The organism is Haliea sp., assembly GCF_040221975.1.
GTDB lineage: Bacteria > Pseudomonadota > Gammaproteobacteria > Pseudomonadales > Halieaceae > Haliea.
In genome coordinates this window covers 270487-284597 of sequence record NZ_JAVJWR010000031.1, presented here as the reverse complement: position 1 = coordinate 284597, position 14111 = coordinate 270487, and the positions used below count along the sequence as shown (strand labels likewise).

The 14111-nt window shown below is 64.2% G+C and carries 11 protein-coding genes; 4 read left to right on the top strand and 7 right to left on the bottom strand.

The genetic code is table 11. From position 1 onward, the window contains the following. Nucleotides 1–19: 19 nt before the first annotated feature. The 3 genes from RLO07_RS14245 to RLO07_RS14235 all read left to right on the top strand — a co-directional run bounded on the left by RLO07_RS14245 (nt 20) and on the right by RLO07_RS14235 (nt 4127). Complete coding sequence (locus tag RLO07_RS14245; RefSeq protein ID WP_462292798.1) at nt 20–3160, top strand: hybrid sensor histidine kinase/response regulator; 3141 nt, start codon at nt 20–22, stop codon at nt 3158–3160. A 1-nt stretch (nt 3161) separates the two neighbouring features. Next, nucleotides 3162–3596: a hypothetical protein gene (locus RLO07_RS14240; protein ID WP_462292797.1), complete on the top strand. Its 435-nt coding sequence runs from the start codon at nt 3162–3164 to the stop codon at nt 3594–3596. A 195-nt stretch (nt 3597–3791) separates the two neighbouring features. Continuing rightward, nucleotides 3792–4127 carry a hypothetical protein gene (locus tag RLO07_RS14235; RefSeq protein ID WP_462292796.1) on the top strand — a complete coding sequence of 112 codons (336 nt, stop codon included), beginning with the start codon at nt 3792–3794 and terminating at the stop codon, nt 4125–4127. A gap of 3 nt (nt 4128–4130) precedes the next feature. Here RLO07_RS14235 and RLO07_RS14230 read toward each other — a convergent pair whose 3' ends face one another. The 3 genes from RLO07_RS14230 to glyQ all read right to left on the bottom strand — a co-directional run bounded on the left by RLO07_RS14230 (nt 4131) and on the right by glyQ (nt 8580). Continuing rightward, nucleotides 4131–5483 carry a DNA recombination protein RmuC gene (locus tag RLO07_RS14230; protein ID WP_462292795.1) on the bottom strand — a complete coding sequence of 451 codons (1353 nt, stop codon included), beginning with the start codon at nt 5481–5483 and terminating at the stop codon, nt 4131–4133. Between the two features lie 74 nt (nt 5484–5557). Beyond that, on the bottom strand, nt 5558–7639 hold the full coding sequence (gene glyS / locus RLO07_RS14225; protein WP_462292794.1) for a glycine--tRNA ligase subunit beta: 2082 nt from the start codon (nt 7637–7639) through the stop codon (nt 5558–5560). After that, the gene (glyQ, locus tag RLO07_RS14220; protein WP_462292793.1) at nt 7636–8580 is read right to left on the bottom strand and encodes a glycine--tRNA ligase subunit alpha; all 945 of its coding nucleotides are present in this window, start codon (nt 8578–8580) and stop codon (nt 7636–7638) included. The genes glyS and glyQ overlap by 4 nt, the downstream gene beginning before the upstream one ends. Nucleotides 8581–8708: 128 nt before the next feature. On the opposite strand from glyQ, the gene djlA reads away from it, so the two are divergent. Further along, the gene (djlA, locus tag RLO07_RS14215; RefSeq protein ID WP_462292792.1) at nt 8709–9500 is read left to right on the top strand and encodes a co-chaperone DjlA; all 792 of its coding nucleotides are present in this window, start codon (nt 8709–8711) and stop codon (nt 9498–9500) included. A 136-nt stretch (nt 9501–9636) separates the two neighbouring features. Here the strand turns inward: djlA and RLO07_RS14210 are convergent, their stop codons facing one another. The 4 genes from RLO07_RS14210 to trkA all read right to left on the bottom strand — a co-directional run bounded on the left by RLO07_RS14210 (nt 9637) and on the right by trkA (nt 14082). Then, nucleotides 9637–10494, bottom strand: a complete 858-nt coding sequence (locus tag RLO07_RS14210) for an OmpA family protein (protein ID WP_462292791.1) — start codon at nt 10492–10494, stop codon at nt 9637–9639. A gap of 30 nt (nt 10495–10524) precedes the next feature. After that, entirely contained in the window at nt 10525–10923 is a 399-nt protein-coding gene (locus RLO07_RS14205) for a DUF4398 domain-containing protein (protein ID WP_462292790.1), read from the bottom strand. A gap of 323 nt (nt 10924–11246) precedes the next feature. After that, nucleotides 11247–12695 (bottom strand): TrkH family potassium uptake protein, encoded by a 1449-nt coding sequence (locus RLO07_RS14200; protein WP_462292789.1) that lies wholly within the window; start codon nt 12693–12695, stop codon nt 11247–11249. Between the two features lie 10 nt (nt 12696–12705). After that, the gene (gene trkA / locus RLO07_RS14195) at nt 12706–14082 is read right to left on the bottom strand and encodes a Trk system potassium transporter TrkA (RefSeq protein ID WP_462292788.1); all 1377 of its coding nucleotides are present in this window, start codon (nt 14080–14082) and stop codon (nt 12706–12708) included. Nucleotides 14083–14111 lie beyond the last annotated feature (29 nt).

Genomic DNA, 14111 nt, shown 5'->3' with positions numbered 1-14111 from the left:
GCAGATGGAGGGGACAGACGTGGATTCGACGCCCGACGCGATTTTGGCAGAGCCCTGGGCCCAGGAGCTGGTGGAGCAGTGGGGAGAGCACGCATTGCACTGGCTGCTGGCCCGGCGTCTGGATGAGCCGGAGGAGAAGGTCTTTGCCCTGGCCCGCGACCGCCTGCAGAGAACCAGCGCGACACTGACCGAAGAGGAGGTTCATCTTGGCTCGCGCCACATGCTGGGGGGCGCAGTGGCAGATGACCTGGCAGACTTCATTGATGAAGAAATTGTCCTGACCTCGGTCGATGATTCCCCGGGAATCTACGGCAATCAGCAGCGCGACGGCGAGCCCAGGCTGGAGGGCAGCAGGCATGAATTCATCGCCGTGCGCCATGTACACGCAGATAGCCGGGGCACCCGGGAAACCGACCTCAGCCACCTGGAGGGTGTTGACCTGCTGAACCTGGGACCGCCACCGGTGATGCTGTATGCGGATGCGGTTGATCAGGAAGCGGAGTTGGCCGCTGCCGTCGCCGCTGCGGGTTCCCGGGCCGGCAGCAACGAAGCGCCCCCTGCCAGCGAAAGTCCGACGTCGACCCTGGCCGGGGAGCCCGGACCCGGGCTTGAGCCTGAGCCTGAGCCTGAGCCTGAGCTTGAGCTTGAGCCTGTGCTTGAGCCTGTGCCGGAACCTGTGCTCGAACCTGTGCCCGAACCTGTGCCCGAACCTGTGCCCGAACCCGAACCCGAACCCGAACCCGAACCCGAACCTGCGCCGGCGATCTTCCAGATCGAAACCGCGGCCCCGGAGCCGGTAGCCACGGCGGCCGCAGCCGCAGACCTGTCCTGGTGTGTGCCAAGTGACATCACGTTCAACTTCAGCACCCGCGGCGGCAGCGAACTGTTCCAGGACTTCCTCGATGCGTTTATCGAGGAAGCAGGCATGGAGCTGGAAAAGCTGGAGGACGCCATCGGCGCCTGGGAGCGGGATTCCGCCGGAGTTGAGGCTCCGAAGACGGTGTCCCGGGTTCTGCATACGCTCAAGGGCATCGCCAAGGGTGTTGGCCTGCAGCGCTACGGCACGCTGATGCACAATTTCGAGACGCTGCTGGATCGTCTCCCCTGCCCGCCGGGCGACGAGCAGCAGTTCTTCCGTATCGTCAATGGGTGGCTGGATGCCGCGGTGCGGGGATACGACCATATCCAGGCTTCCCGCATTGACGTTGCCAGCGAATTGCCGACACAGGGTGGTGCCCCTGCACCCGGAGCTACCGCGCCAGCGGCTCCGCAGCTGCAACCGCTGGCAGCAAGTGATCGTCGCGACGATAAACAGATTGCCGATGCGGGCGCCCAGGCTTTGGGCGCCCAGCAAACCATACGCATCAGCCCCGACGCCCTGGACTACCTCCTCAACCTCGGCAATGAAGTGCAGAAGCTCGGTGTGCGTGCCTCGCAGAGCACTCTGCAGAGCAAGCGTGCCACCGGCGAGTTGTTGGGTCGTCTCGGCTCCCTGCGGACCCACATCGGCAGGATATCCGACCGCGCCCTGCTCAGCGTAACAGCCCATGGCGGCCCGCCCAGCAGCAATCTCGATGCGCTGGAAATGGACCAGTACTCCGACATGCACGAGGCAGCCAGTATCCTGCGTGAGGCGGTGGACGATCTCGATGAGCTGGCCCGCCTTGCCAGCCGCCACACCTCAGCCGCGGAAGTGCTGTTGAAGCAGCAGGCGGGCATGGTCGGTACCCTGGGGTCTTCCATTCGCGCGGCTCGGGTGGTGCCAGTGTCCCGCTTGATGCCAGGCCTGCGTCGTATCGTTCGCACCGTCAGTGCCGAGCTGGGCAAGGCCGTGATCTTCCGGGTCGTGAACGAGGCCGGCAAGCTGGACCGGGACAGTCACGCCTGCTGCCAGATCATACTCGAGCACATGGTGCGCAACGCGCTCGACCACGGTATCGAAGCCCCCGGCGAGCGCGTCGCTGCCGGCAAGCCCGACACCGGCGTTATCAGTATCGATGTCCGCAAGCAGGGCTCGGACTACGTTATTTCCCTGAGCGATGACGGCCGCGGCATCGATCCCCAGCGGATGCGGGAGCAGGCCCGCAAGAAAGGCCTGGACCTGGATCCCGACAGCCTCACCGACCGGGAAGCACAGCGCCTGATATTCCATCGCGGTTTCTCTACCGCGGCGGTGGTCAGCGAGATCTCCGGGCGTGGCGTCGGCATGGATATCGTGCTCGGTGAATTGCAACGCATCGGTGGCGATATCGAGATTGAGTCCCGGCCCGGCCGCGGCAGCACCTTCAGGATTCGCATCCCCTCCAATATCAGCGTCAACGGCGCCCTCCTGGTCACAGTCGCGGATACGGCCTACGCGATCCCCTTCGATGGCTTGATCGGTGTCGAACATGTTCCGGCGGCGGAGTTTCTGGAAGCGGTGGAACAGCGTGCCCAGCTGCCCCTGCTGGGCCGGCGCTGTGAACCTTCCTACCTGGGGGCCTTGTGCTCTGGCAGCCCCCTGCCCGACCGGGACCATTGGGGGGCCACGGTACCGGTCATCATCGCCGGCAGCGAACAGCGCTACATGGCAATTGCGGTCGATCGGGTCGAGCAGGCCCTGGAGCTGGTAATACGCTCCCTCGGCAGCCAGTTCGCAAATCTGCCCTGGGTGGCCGGGGGCACCACCAGTGCCGACGGTCGCGCGATAGTGGCCCTGAACCTCAACCTGCTGGTGAACAGCGAGCCGCGCCAGGGGCTGGTCTCACTGGCGCTGGAGCCGGTAGCCGATGTCAATCTGCTGGTGATGGTGGTCGATGACTCCCGCACTCAGCGCATGGTCGCCACCAGCCAATTGCAGGGTCTGGGCCTGGAGACAATCACCGCTGAAAACGGCCTCGCCGCGATGGAGCTGCTGGCCAGTTCCCATCGACTGCCGGACGTCATCCTGCTGGATATTGAAATGCCGGTGAAAGATGGTATCCAGACCTTGCGCGAGATTCGCCGCTCGGAGCGGCTGCAGTCGATTCCAGTGATCATGGTCACCTCGCGTACCGGTCCCAAGCACCGCGCGCTGGCGGAACAGGCCGGCTGTAGCGGCTACATGGGCAAACCCTTCAATTTTCCCCTGCTGGTAGAACAGATCGCGCAGCTCACCGGCCATTCCCTGCAAATGCCCTGACATGGAGCCATTGACCACCGATTCCAGCGTGCCTTGCGTGCTGTTGCCATGCAGTAACGGGGACACCTGGGCGGTTCCCCTGAACAGCGTCGCCGAAGTTCTGGTTGACGGTGAAGTACGCTCGGGACGTCTGCGCTGGCGCGGTCGCGAATTGCCGGTATATCCACCGGCGCCAGCGGAGCAGAGCAACGGCCCCCATGCGGTGATACGGGCTCTGGGGGAACTGGCAGGCGACTACTGGGCGCTGGGCCTGCGCGATCGCAGTCTGGCATACCTGCCGTTGACGGAGTCCGATCTCGCCGAGCCGACAGCGGGTGACATCGTCACGGCCGACGCCCTGGCGGTCTTTGCGCTGGGGGGAGATATCTGTGTGATACCGGATCTCGGCGCCCTGCAGGCGAGCCTCGCGGCCGGGCCCGCGCAGCTCTCCCGGTAAAATTCTGGCAGGATGGGGGCGAAATCCGGCGCCAATATCCGCTTACCTGTAAAAAAATGGCCGCCTGGAGTGGCCTCCCGTGAATCTCTGCCGAAAAACACTTGGCACCCGATTGTCAGCGCTCCAGCGCTGGCCTTAACTGTCGTCACTGTCGTTCAGACAGGGAACGGAATTCGGCAATTCAAGGGGGCCGTCATGTTGACCATCACACCAACCGCTGTGCTGGGGCGCAGCCAGAGCCAGGACCTGGAGGTCTTTGCTGTTATCGACGGGCGCAAGGTATTTTTGCCCGAAGACGCACACTACGTCATGCAGGATCGTCGTGGACTGTGGTTTTACAGCAAGCGCAAACCGCGTCTCTCCGAAGGCGATTGGACTCCGAACAAAACCAGTATTGCCTGCGTCACCGACCGGGGTTGCGTGCGGGTGCTGAAAACGGAGCCCGCCGCCACCTGGCTGGAGACCTGCCAGCGTACCATCCGCATGGTCGCCTGCGATGGTCGTCGCCGGCCGGCAGACGACGCCGCCTGAGACTCAACCGGAGGAACCCTCCGCCGACGCAGCTGGGTCCTCTCCCGCAGCTTCGGTAGCGAACGCGAGACGATCGGTATCAATATCGAGGTGCAGGGGTTCGAGCGCGGGCATGTTCTTGCTGGTAGCGGTGGATAACTGCTGGAAACGGTCGACCTTGCCGGCGAGACCCTGCTTGCCGCTCAAGCTGATGACGGTACTGTTGTAGTGATTGGCAGCCGCCTGCAGGGTATTGCCGAGGCGCTGCAGGCGCTCCGCCACGGTGCAGACCTGGTTGTAGAGGTCGCCGGCGCTGCGGCTGATTTCCCGGGCTTCCCGGTTGCTGCGTTCCACGATCCAGAGGTTGGCCACGGTGCGCAGCACGGGCATCAGGGTAGTGTGTGACACCAGTACCACGCCGCGCTGGTAGCCGTAATTGAACAGCTCGCGATTGTGCCGCATGGCCTCGATCCAGGCGGGTTCCACCGGCATGAACATGAGCACGAAATCGGGGCTGCCCAGGCCCGGCAGGTTGGCGTAGGCCTTCCCTGCCAGGTCGTCGAGATGCTGGCGCACGGCACGGACGTGGGCCTCCAGCAGCGCAAGGCGCTGCTCTTCCGATTCCGCGGCGACCGCCCGCTCGTAATCCACCAGCGATACCTTGCTGTCGATGACCAGGTGGCGGTTGTCGGGCAGTTTGATCAGTACATCCGGCAGCCGCCGCCTGCCCTCTTCATCGCGAAAGGCGGCCTGGGTCTCATAGTGCTCGCCTGCGACCAGCCCGGCCAGTTCCAGAGTCCGCTCCAGCTGTGCCTCGCCCCAGTTGCCGGTGGTCTTGTTGTCGCCTTTCAGGGCGCTGGCCAGGTTGCTGGCCTGCGAGCTCATCTGCAGCCCCACATCCAGCACCTTGCGCAGCTCTCCTTCCAGCAGGGCGTGACCTTTCAGTGATTCCGAGTGAACCTGGTCAATGCGCTGCTGAAAGCTGGTGATCTGCTCGCGAAAGGGCTGCAGGAGATCGTTCAGCGTTGCCCGACTGCTGTCATTGAACTGCCTGCCCCGGGCTTCAAAGATGCGGTTGGCCAGGTTTTCGAACTCCAGCTTCAGTTGCGTGCGGTTTTCCGTGAGCAGCTGCAGCTGTGCCTTGTGCTGGCGCTCGTGCTCGCGCTGGCGTGCCAGCAGCCGGTCGTACTCGCTGCGCAGGGCCTGGTGCCGGTTGCCGAGCTGTATCAGCCGCTGTGCCTGTTCGCTGTTTTGCTGCTGCAGTTGGCGCAGCCGCATCACCAGCGCCGCGGCTGCGCCCAGCGCCAGACCCGCGACCAGGGTTGCTGCGGGGAGAATCCAGGACGGGTCGATAACCGGAATCGGGATTTCTGGCATGCTGTCTCCTGTACCTCGCCGTCAGTACCCTGCCTGGCAGGGTACCAGTGTATCGCATCGGCGCGGCCAGCGGCTCAGCGGGCAACGACCAGTTGGGAGATATCCGCAACCTGCAGGAACGTTTGCCGCAGGGTGTAGAGCAGATTGAGCCGGTTGCTGCGCAGGGCGTCATCTTCCGTGTTTACCATGACGTGCTCGAAAAAGGCGTCGACAGGAGCCTGTAGTTCGGCCAGACAGCTCAGCGCTTCGGCATAGGCACCGTGTTGCAGATGGCCGCTGCTGACGGTCGCCAGTTCCGTCATGCGCGTCGCCAACGCCTGTTCCGCGGGATCCTGCAGTAGCCGGGCATCAACCTCACCGAACTCGAAGTCGGCATCAAGCTTGTCCAGAATGTTGCTGACCCGCTTGTTCGCTGCCGCCAGCGCGGCGGCCTCAGGCAGTTGACTGAAGGCGTGCACCGCGTGGACCCGGCGCTGGATGTCCAGCGGCCGGCTGGGACTGTTGGCGCTGACGGCGCGGAACACCTCGACCGGGATGGACTCCTCCTCGTACCAGGCGCGGAATCTCTCCAGCATGTAGGCCAGCACCTGCTCGCCGGTGCCCGGGGCCAGGGCCTTGCCGGCGTAGCCCGCGACGGCGAGACGCAGGCAGTCGCGCAGATCCAGGTCCAGCGACTTCTCCACCAGGATGCGCAGCACGGCGAGTGAGGCCCGGCGCAAGGCAAAGGGATCCCTGGAGCCGGTGGGCGGCTGGCCGATGCCGAAGATGCCGACCAGGGTGTCCAGCCGATCGGCCAGGCCGACGGCAACGGCAGTCGGGTTCTCGGGCAGACGATCGCCGGCGAAGCGCGGCCAGTACTGCTGCTCCATGGCGTCTGCAATGCCATCGGGTTCGCCGTCGTGCCGTGCGTAGTAAGCGCCCGCTATCCCCTGCATATCGGCAAACTCGAGGACCATCTCGGTACCGAGGTCAGCCTTGCAGAGCAGGCCGGCGCGCTCGGCGGCCGCCACGGGCCCGCCCAGCATGCCTGCCAGTTTGCCTGCCAGCGCGGAAATCCGCCGCGACTTGTCGTATACCGTCCCCAGTTTTTGCTGGAACACGATATTGCGCAGGCCATCGACCCGGGTGTGCAGCGGCCGCTTCTTGTCGGTTTCGAAGAAGAATGCAGCGTCACTCAGGCGCGGCCGGATGACCCGTTCATTGCCGCGAATGACCTGGATCGGGTCGCTGCTCTCGATATTGCAGATGGTGATGAAGTGCGGCAGCAGACGACCCTTGTCGTCCACCAGATGGAAATATTTCTGGTGCTCCTTCATTGAGGAGATCAAAGCTTCCGCGGGCACCGCCAGGAAGCGCTCCTCGAAATTGCCGGTCAGGGCGACGGGCCACTCGACCAGCCCGGTAACTTCATCCAGCAGGTCCGGGTCGATGACCGCGGTGGCCTTGAGTGCGCTGGCCTCCACCTCCACCTGCGCGCGAATCATCTCCCGACGCTCCTCGAAGCCGGCGATGACATGGGCCTCGGCGAGAGCGCTGGCATAGTCTTCCGGCCGTTGCAGGGTAATGGTGCCGCTGCTGTGGAAACGGTGGCCGCGGGTGGTGTTGCCGGTGGCCAGGCCCAGGATTTCGCCGTGGTCGCAGTCGCTGCCGAGCATGGCGACCACCCAGTGCACCGGGCGCACGAACTCGACCCGGGAGGCGCCCCAGCGCATGCGCTTGGCAATCGGCAGATCGCGAATGCTGTCGTGGATGATGTCGTTCAGGCAGTCGCGGGCCGCGGCGCCGCGAACGGTATTGCGCAGACACAGGCGCGGGCCCTTGGGGGTGTCCACGACGGACAGCGCTTCCGGCTCCAGGCCCTGCTTGCGGGCAAAGCCGAGGGCCGCCGGCGTCCACTCGCCGCGTTCGTCCCGGGCCTTGTCGGCCGGGGGGCCCTGAATTTCCTGCTCCCGATCCGGCGCCTGCAGGGTGACATCGCGGATCAACACCGCCAGGCGCCGGGGGGCGGCAAACCATTCCACTTCGCCGTGCCGCAGCTGCCGCTGGCCAAGGCCGGCGACGATGCCGTCGCGGAAGGCCAGTCCCAGGGCTTGCAGGGACCGGGGCGGGAGCTCTTCGGTTCCCAGTTCTACCAGCAGGGTCTCGGTATTGCTCACGCGCTTGCCTCCTTGCTCGCTGTCGCCAGGACTTCCTGCCGCAGGTGTTCCTCGGCCATGGGGAAACCGAGCGCCGCCCGGGCATCGAAATAGGCCTGTGCTACGCCCCGCGCCAGGGTGCGAACCCGCAGAATGTAGCGCTGGCGCTCGGTGACCGAAATGGCGTGGCGCGCATCCAGCAGGTTAAAGGTGTGGGACGCCTTCATCACCATCTCGTAGGCCGGCAGGGGCAGGTTCAGTTCGATCAGGCGCAGGGCCTCGCGCTCACAGTAGTCGAACTGGGCGAACAGCCAGTCGGTATCCGCCTCCTCGAAGTTGTAGCGCGACATCTCCACCTCGTTCTGGTGGTAGACATCGCCGTAGGTGACCGTGCCCGAAGGGCCACGGGCCCAGACCAGGTCGTAGATGCTGTCCACCGCCTGCAGGTACATGGCGATACGCTCCAGGCCGTAGGTAATCTCGCCGGTGACCGGATAGCACTCCAGGCCGCCGGCCTGCTGGAAATAGGTGAACTGGGTCACTTCCATGCCGTTGAGCCACACTTCCCAGCCCAGGCCCCAGGCGCCGAGGGTGGGCGACTCCCAGTTGTCCTCGACGAAGCGAATATCGTGCACCGCGCTGTCGATACCCAGGGCCTGCAGGGATTGCAGGTACAGGTCCTGGAACTCCGCCGGGGACGGCTTCATCACCACCTGGAACTGGTAGTAGTGCTGCAGGCGGTTGGGGTTCTCGCCGTAGCGTCCGTCGGTGGGCCGGCGGCTGGGTTGTACATAGGCGGCGTTCCAGCTCTCCGGGCCGATGGCGCGGAGGAACGTGGCGGGATGAAAGGTGCCGGCGCCGACTTCCATGTCCAGAGGCTGCAGGACCACGCAGCCCTGCCCTGCCCAGAATTGTTGCAGGGTGAGAATCAGATCCTGGAAAGTCGTTGGGGCTGTGGGCACGGTCACACCTGTTCGCGGTTTGCAAAAAAGCTGGGTAGTATACAGGCACTTCGGCCCGCATTGCATGCGGGCCTGACCCTTCCCCGAAGTGTACCAACGGCCCGGCATGAGCCGGCGACAGGAGCGGCATGTTCTACGGCAAACTGGTGGCGGGCCTTATCGGCCTGTTGGTCGGCGGCCCCATAGGCCTGATAATCGGTGTATTTATCGGCCACCAGTTCGACCGCGGCCTGCGCCGGACCATGGAGGCCAATTCACCGGAGAATATCGCCCGTCTCAAGGCCCGGTTCTTCGAAACCATCTTCCTGCTGCTCGGCCACATGGCCAAGGCGGACGGCCGCATCTCGCAGCAGGAAATCGATCACACCGAGATGATCATCCGCCAGATGGGCCTGGATGGCGGCCAGCGCCAGCGCGCCATCGAGCTGTTCAAGCAGGGTGCGGCGCCGGGCTTCGATGTGCGCGTCACGATCTCGGCCTTTCTCGAACTCTGTGGCCGCCAGCCCCAGTTGCGCCAGACCCTGCTCATGTTCCTCGTGTCGCTGGCACTGGTGGACCACGGGATCGAGCTGCAGGAGCGCCGGGTATTGGACAACATTGCCGGCCTGCTGGGCTTCAACCCGGCGCAGCTCGACCACCTGCTGCGCATGGCCCAGGCCCAGGAGCAGTTCCACCATCGCCCCGGCGGTGCCGGCGGCGAGAGCGGCCCCGACCGGCTGCAGGCCGCCTACGCCGCCCTCGGCGTGAGCCCGGACGTATCTGACCGCGACCTGAAGAAGGCCTACCGCAAGCTGATGAGCGAGAACCATCCGGACAAGCTGATCGCCCGGGGTGTGCCCGAGGATATGCTCAAGGTGGCTACAGAGAAGTCCCAGGAGATCACGGCGGCTTACGAGCTGGTGTCACGCAGCAGAAAGTAACGCCCGGACAAGTAACGGCCGGTGCCCTGCTTTGACTTCGGGGGGGCTGTTGGGAGGGTACCGACTGACGCCCGGTGAGTGCTGCGTCAGTCGGTTGGGCGCGGCGCCGTCAGGCGCCGACAACCCGGTCGTTGAATTACTGGATGACGATTTCCACGCGCCGGTTTTGCTGCCGGCCAGCTGGAGTATCGTTTGAAGCGACGGGCTGGCTTGAGGCCAGGCCTGTGGCTACAATGCGACTCGGCGCTATGCCGCGAGTCATCAGTGCCACGCGGACTGCATCGGCGCGTGCCTGGGACAGGTTCAGGTTGGTGGTATCGCTGCCGGTGCTGTCGGTATGCCCCTCGATCAGCACAGTCTTGTCCTGGTACTCCTCCAGATAGGCCGCCAGCCGATCCACTGAGCTCAGTGCGCCCGGCAACAGCTCGGAGCGACCAGTGGCGAACAGTACGCTACCCAGAGTCAGCACCATGCCTCGAGCGGTCTGTTTGGCCTGCATGTCGGCGAGCTGCTGCAACGCAGCCTCCTCCTTGAGACGGGCCTCCTCTGCCTTGCGACGGGCGTCCGCTTCCAGGCCGCGGGCTTCCGCTTCCAGACGACGAGCCTCTTCAAGCCTGCTGGCTGAGGTAGATAGCTCTGCTTCCCTGGCCTCCAGCTGCACACGGTCCTTGACCTTGCTGAGCTCGTTTATGCTGCTTTCCGCCGCACGCCGTTCGGCAATCGCCCGCGCCGTGGCGAGCTGGCTGCCGGCTACATAGGTAAGCGATTCGGCTTCTGCCGCGTCGCGCGCCGCGAGAGCGGCTTCCAGCGTCTTTCCTGCTCGTTCCAGGGGCTCAGACGCGTACCTGATTATTGCAGGGTCATTTTTCGCCAGTTCATAGCTTTGCTCGACTGACAGCAATGCCTCGCTCCGCTGCGGTGCTCCTGCGCATCCTGCAAGAACAATCGACGCGGCAACCGTGGCGCCGAGAAGAAACCTGTGGTGTAGTCTCATTGGATTCGTGCTCCCGTATCGCTACGCTGATTACTGTTTGGACTGCGCGCGTTCTATCTCGCTGCGCAGGACTTGTATGCTTTGTTCCAGTTCGGAAGCGGCACGAGTTGCCTTGGCGGCGTCGGTCTTGGCCCGGGCGAGCTCCGCATCGGCTTCTGCTTCTGTAGCCAGGCGACGTGCCTCGTCAAAGTTCTCCGCCCGCAGGGCGGCTTCGGCCCGCTGCAACTTGGTGCGCGCGCGATCTGCTTCGACCGCCGCATAGGTCCTTGCTTCCGTATCCGACAGCGTGCGGACCACTGCGCGAGCAGAGGCCATTTCGCCGACTGGTTCAGGTACGCTGCTGCACGCGGTGAGCAGGATTGTGGCCGCGACCACCGCGAGTAGGGAAAGCGGCTTGCCGCCCACTCTGCAATTCGACAAAGCGTTCATTTCGGTGAACTCCTGTGAGTAGTGTAATGTTGCATCGAGGCAACTTCTCGTCCGGGAGCGGCGTCCGAACTGACGGGCCAGTATTCCACGAACACGTGCTGGAACCGTTGGACAGGCCGCGTTTCACGTTACCAGCACAATAGTTGGGGGACCACCAACCCACAAGTGAATTCTACCGCTGGATTGCGTGATTAGTACGGCCGAAATCACTGGAATAAATCCGGGATACCGGGATCTTTCCCGCTACCGGTGGCAACGGCTCTGCGGGATGTCTGGGATGCCTGCCGGGGGCAGCGGCTCAGGCTGCGGTTGGCGTTGCGTGGTTAAAGCCGCCAGAACATTGGCGTAAACAGCACCAGCAGGGTAAAGATCTCCAGCCGCCCCAGCAGCATGGCCAGGCACAGCAGCCCCTTGGCGACGTCGCTGATGCCGGCGTAGTTGGCGGCCACTTCGCCCAGCCCGGGGCCGAGGTTGTTGAGGCAGGCGGCCACCGCCGAGAAAGCGGTGGTGAAGTCGAGGCCGGTGCCCAGCAGGGCCAGCATCATGGTCACGAATACGAACATGTAGACGGCGAAGAAGCTCCACACCGCGCTCACCACCGTGGCTTCCACCCGGTGGCGGCCGATCTTCAGCGGAATGACCGCTTTCGGGTGCACCAGCTGCTTGAGTTCGCGGATGCCCTGCTTGGCGATCAGCATCAGGCGCACGGATTTCATGCCCCCGGCGGTGGACCCCACACAACCGCCCATGAAGGAAAACATGATCAGCATGACCGGCAAAAAGGTGGGCCAGGCGGAGAAGTCCTGGGTGGCAAACCCCGAAGTGGTAGTGATGGAAATGGTCATGAACAGGCCGTGGATCAGGCTGTCCTCTACCGTCAGAACATCGCTCAGGATCAGGTAGCTGCAGGTGATCGCAATACCCACCAGCAGCACGCCGAGGAAAAAGCGCGATTCGGAGTCCTGCCGATAGCCGTTCAGGCTGCGCCGGCGCCAGGAGAGGAAATGCAGGCCGAAGTTGAGCCCGGAAATCACCATGAACAGGCTGCAAATCAGCAGGATGCTGTTGTTGTCGAAATAGCCCATGCTGGCATCGTGGGTGGAGAAGCCGCCGATGGCCACGGTGGAAAAGGAGTGGGCCACCGCGTCGAAGCCGCTCATGCCCGCCGCCCAGTAGGCCCCGGCGCAGACCACGGTCAGGGCCAGATAGACGAAGAACAGGGCCTTGGCGGTCTCGGCAATACGCGGGGTGAGTTTGCGGTCCTTGGTGGGGCCGGGAATCTCGGCCCGGTACAGCTGCATGCCGCCGATGCCGAGCATGGGCAGCACCGCGACCGCGATCACGATAATCCCGATACCGCCCAGCCACTGCAATAACTGCCGGTAGATGAGGATGGAGCGGGGCAGGTCGTCGAGGCCGGTGATCACCGTGGCGCCGGTTGTGGTCAGCCCGGAGATGGACTCGAAAATCGCGTCCATGGGGCTGAGCTGCAGTCCTTCGGTGAGAATGAACGGTAGTGAACCGGCGATACCGAGTACGGTCCAGAACAGCGATGTGACCAGGAAGCCGTCGCGAATCCGCAGCTCGTGACGGACATGTTGCACCGGCAGCCAGAGCAGCAGGCCGGCGAGGAAGGTCAGGCCCAGGGCACTGGCGAAACTGGTGATGGTGTGGTCGTCATCCAGCAGGGCGAATCCCATCGGCACCAGCAGGGTGCTGCTGAACAACATCAGCAGCAGCCCGAGGATACGCATCGAGATGGTCAGGTGCATGGCGGCGGCGTCAGGAAAAGAAGCCGAAGCCGACCGCGAACAGTTTCTCCACGGCCGAAATCTTGTTGCGGTCGAGCAGGAACAGCACCACGTGGTCCCCGGCCTCCACCACCACGTGCCGGTGCGCGATCAGTACCTCGTCGCCGCGGACGATGGCGCCGATGGTGACCCCGTCCGGAAGCGTGATCTCATCCAGGCGCCGCCCCACTACCCGGGAGGAGTAGGTGTCGCCGCGGGCGGTGACCTCGATGGCCTCCGCGGCACCGCGGCGCAGGGAGTGCACGTTGCTGATGTCGCCGCGCCGGACGTGGGTCAGGAGGCTGCCGATGGTAATCTGCTGGGGCGAAATGGCGATGTCGATCTCGTCCCCGACCAGGTCGGCATAGGCGGGATTGGTGATCAGGGTGATGACTTTCTTCGCGCCCATGCGCTTGGCCAGCATCGACATCATGATGTTGGACTCGTCATTGTTGGTGAGGGCGCAGAACACGTCGGTGGCCTCGATGTTCTCCGAGGACAGCAACTGCGGCTCGGAGGCGCTGCCGTGGAGGACGATCGCGTGCTTGAGGGATTCCGACAGTATCCGGCAGCGGGGATAGGACTGCTCGATGACCTTGACCTGGTAGCGCCCCTCGATGCTCTGGGCCAGGGTGGCGCCGATGTTGCCGCCACCGGCGATCATTACCCGGTGGTAGGGTTTGTCGACCTTGCGCAGCTCCGACATGACCTTGCGGATGTCCTTGCGCGCGGCGATGAAGAAAACTTCGTCATCGGCCTCCACCACCGTGTCGCCCTCGGGGATGATGGCGCGGTCGCGGCGGAAGATGGCGGCCACCCGGGTATCGACCCGGGGCATGTGCTTGCGAATGTCCTGCAGCTCGTGACCGACGATGGGGCCGCCGTGGTAGGCGCGCACGGCGACCAGCTGAATCCGGCCTTCCGCGAAGTCGAGCACCTGCAGTGCGCCCGGGTTGGCGATCAGTTCGACGATGGCCTTGGTCACCAGCTGCTCGGGGCCAATGATGACATCCACCGGCACATTGTCAGGGGTGAACAGGCGCTCCTGGTAGGCGAGGTAATTGGGTGAGCGCACCCGGGAGATCTTGGTGGGGGTGTTGAACAGCGAGTGGGCAATCTGGCAGGCCATCATGTTGATTTCGTCGCTGTTGGTAACGGCGATCAACATGTCCGCGTCCTCGGCGCCCGCCTGGTAGAGCACATCGGGATGCGAGGCGCCGCCGGTGACGGTGCCGATGTCGAGCCGGTCCTGCAGTTCCCGCAGGCGATCACCATCCGTGTCCACCACGGTAATGTCGTTCTGTTCGTTGGCGAGGTGTTCGGCAAGGGTGCCGCCGACCTGCCCCGCGCCGAGAATGATGATCTTCATTGCTGGGGTGCTTCCCCTGGGATTTTCTG

Excerpts from the sequence above, each read along its gene's own strand:
- RLO07_RS14240 (WP_462292797.1), top strand. The coding sequence starts at position 3,162 with ATGGAGCCATTGACCACCGATTCCAGCGTGCCTTGCGTGCTGTTGCCA.
- RLO07_RS14235 (WP_462292796.1), top strand. The coding sequence starts at position 3,792 with ATGTTGACCATCACACCAACCGCTGTGCTGGGGCGCAGCCAGAGCCAG.
- RLO07_RS14200 (WP_462292789.1), bottom strand. The coding sequence starts at position 12,695 with ATGCACCTGACCATCTCGATGCGTATCCTCGGGCTGCTGCTGATGTTG.
- trkA (WP_462292788.1), bottom strand. The coding sequence starts at position 14,082 with ATGAAGATCATCATTCTCGGCGCGGGGCAGGTCGGCGGCACCCTTGCC.
- djlA (WP_462292792.1), top strand. The coding sequence starts at position 8,709 with ATGTTCTACGGCAAACTGGTGGCGGGCCTTATCGGCCTGTTGGTCGGC.
- RLO07_RS14205 (WP_462292790.1), bottom strand. The coding sequence starts at position 10,923 with ATGAACGCTTTGTCGAATTGCAGAGTGGGCGGCAAGCCGCTTTCCCTA.
- RLO07_RS14210 (WP_462292791.1), bottom strand. The coding sequence starts at position 10,494 with ATGAGACTACACCACAGGTTTCTTCTCGGCGCCACGGTTGCCGCGTCG.
- RLO07_RS14230 (WP_462292795.1), bottom strand. The coding sequence starts at position 5,483 with ATGCCAGAAATCCCGATTCCGGTTATCGACCCGTCCTGGATTCTCCCC.